Raw genomic sequence first — 2,176 nt, 5'->3', positions numbered from 1 at the left:
TGTGAAGGCTGTGAAAGCACACATTCTGACTTGGGTGTACGGTTTTCGCTTTTTTCAAGCACACCGTACGAGGGCCGTCGGCGAGTAAGCCAGGCCCGCTAAGAAAGAACTCAAGCGGCTTAAGTGCCGATATATGAAGGGTCGATACCCTGGCCGCGTTGAAGGCAGCGGCAAAAGAACAACGCCTTCACTGTTATAGTTGGCTCGCTGCCGACCGACACCAATCTAATTAACAGAAGTGTGGATACCGTCTTATGGAGCAAAACCCGCAGTCACAGCTTAAGCTGCTTGTCACCCGTGGTAAGGAGCAGGGCTATCTGACCTATGCTGAGGTCAATGACCATCTGCCGGAAGATATCGTCGACTCCGATCAGATCGAAGACATCATCCAGATGATTAACGACATGGGTATTCAGGTTGTTGAAGAAGCGCCTGATGCCGATGATCTGATGCTGAATGAGAACAGTACTGATACTGACGAAGATGCCGCAGAAGCTGCCGCGCAGGTACTCTCTAGCGTTGAATCTGAAATTGGCCGTACTACTGACCCTGTGCGTATGTATATGCGCGAAATGGGTACCGTTGAGCTGCTGACGCGCGAAGGCGAAATCGACATCGCTAAGCGTATCGAAGACGGTATCAACCAGGTTCAGTGCTCAGTTGCCGAATACCCGGAAGCCATCACCTATCTGCTCGATCAGTACGATCGTGTGGAAGCGGGCGAATCTCGCCTGTCTGACCTGATCACCGGCTTTGTTGACCCGAACGCGGAAGAAGATATCGCGCCAACCGCCACTCACGTGGGTTCTGAACTGTCTGAAGAAGACCGTAACGACGACGATGAAGAAGACGAAGATGGCGACGACGACAGCTCTGACGATGATAACTCCATCGATCCAGAACTGGCGCGCGAGAAGTTCAACGATCTGCGCACCCAGTACGAAACCACCCGTACCGTGATCAAAGCCAAAGGCCGCAGCCACGCTGATGCCGTTGCAGAAATCAATAACCTGTCTGAAGTGTTCAAACAGTTCCGCCTGGTGCCGAAGCAATTCGACTACCTGGTGAACAGTATGCGCGTCATGATGGAGCGCGTGCGTACGCAAGAGCGCCTGATCATGAAGCTGTGTATTGAAATCTGCAAAATGCCGAAGAAGAACTTCATCACCCTGTTCACCGGCAACGAAACCAGCCCAAGCTGGTTCAAAGCGGCGCTGGCCATGAATAAACCCTGGTCAGAAAAACTGCTTGAAGTTGAAGATGATGTGACGCGTTCACTGCAGAAATTGCAGCAGATTGAAGAAGAGACCGGCCTGACCATCGAGCAGGTTAAAGACATCAACCGTCGCATGTCGATCGGCGAAGCCAAAGCGCGTCGTGCGAAGAAAGAGATGGTTGAAGCGAACTTGCGTCTGGTTATTTCTATCGCGAAGAAATACACCAACCGTGGTCTGCAGTTCCTCGATCTGATTCAGGAAGGTAACATCGGCCTGATGAAAGCGGTTGATAAGTTTGAATACCGTCGTGGTTATAAGTTCTCAACTTATGCGACCTGGTGGATTCGTCAGGCTATCACCCGTTCTATCGCCGACCAGGCACGTACCATCCGTATTCCGGTGCATATGATTGAGACCATCAACAAGCTCAACCGTATTTCGCGCCAGATGCTGCAAGAGATGGGCCGTGAGCCAACGCCGGAAGAGCTGGCTGAGCGTATGCTGATGCCAGAAGATAAGATTCGCAAAGTGCTGAAAATTGCTAAAGAGCCGATCTCTATGGAGACGCCGATTGGTGATGATGAAGATTCACATCTGGGCGATTTTATCGAAGACACCACGCTGGAGCTGCCGCTGGATTCTGCTACCTCAGAAAGCCTGCGTTCAGCCACCCACGACGTGCTGGCGGGTCTGACTGCACGTGAAGCGAAAGTCCTGCGTATGCGTTTCGGTATCGATATGAACACCGACCACACGCTGGAAGAGGTTGGCAAACAGTTTGACGTTACCCGTGAGCGTATTCGTCAGATCGAAGCCAAGGCGCTGCGTAAGCTGCGTCACCCAAGCCGCTCCGAAGTGCTGCGTAGCTTCCTTGACGATTAATCCTCGTTAAGACGAAAAACCCCGGCTTGCCGGGGTTTTTTATTGCCTTCAAAACGGCGTCAGCCCTTTTTCCTGCA

At 52.0% G+C, this 2,176-nt stretch carries 1 protein-coding gene; it reads left to right on the top strand.

Annotation, left to right across the window (positions count from 1 at the left end; genetic code table 11):
• The first annotated feature begins 254 nt into the window (after positions 1-254).
• The gene (rpoD, locus tag QMM04_RS22290; RefSeq protein WP_034828348.1) at positions 255-2,099 is read left to right on the top strand and encodes an RNA polymerase sigma factor RpoD; all 1,845 of its coding nucleotides are present in this window, start codon (positions 255-257) and stop codon (positions 2,097-2,099) included.
• Positions 2,100-2,176: the final 77 nt, after the last annotated feature.

Origin of the sequence: Pantoea sp. Pa-EAmG, from assembly GCF_030024295.1 — a bacterium.
In the GTDB taxonomy this organism is placed as follows: domain Bacteria; phylum Pseudomonadota; class Gammaproteobacteria; order Enterobacterales; family Enterobacteriaceae; genus Pantoea; species Pantoea dispersa.
This window is presented reverse-complemented; position numbering and strand designations above follow the sequence as displayed.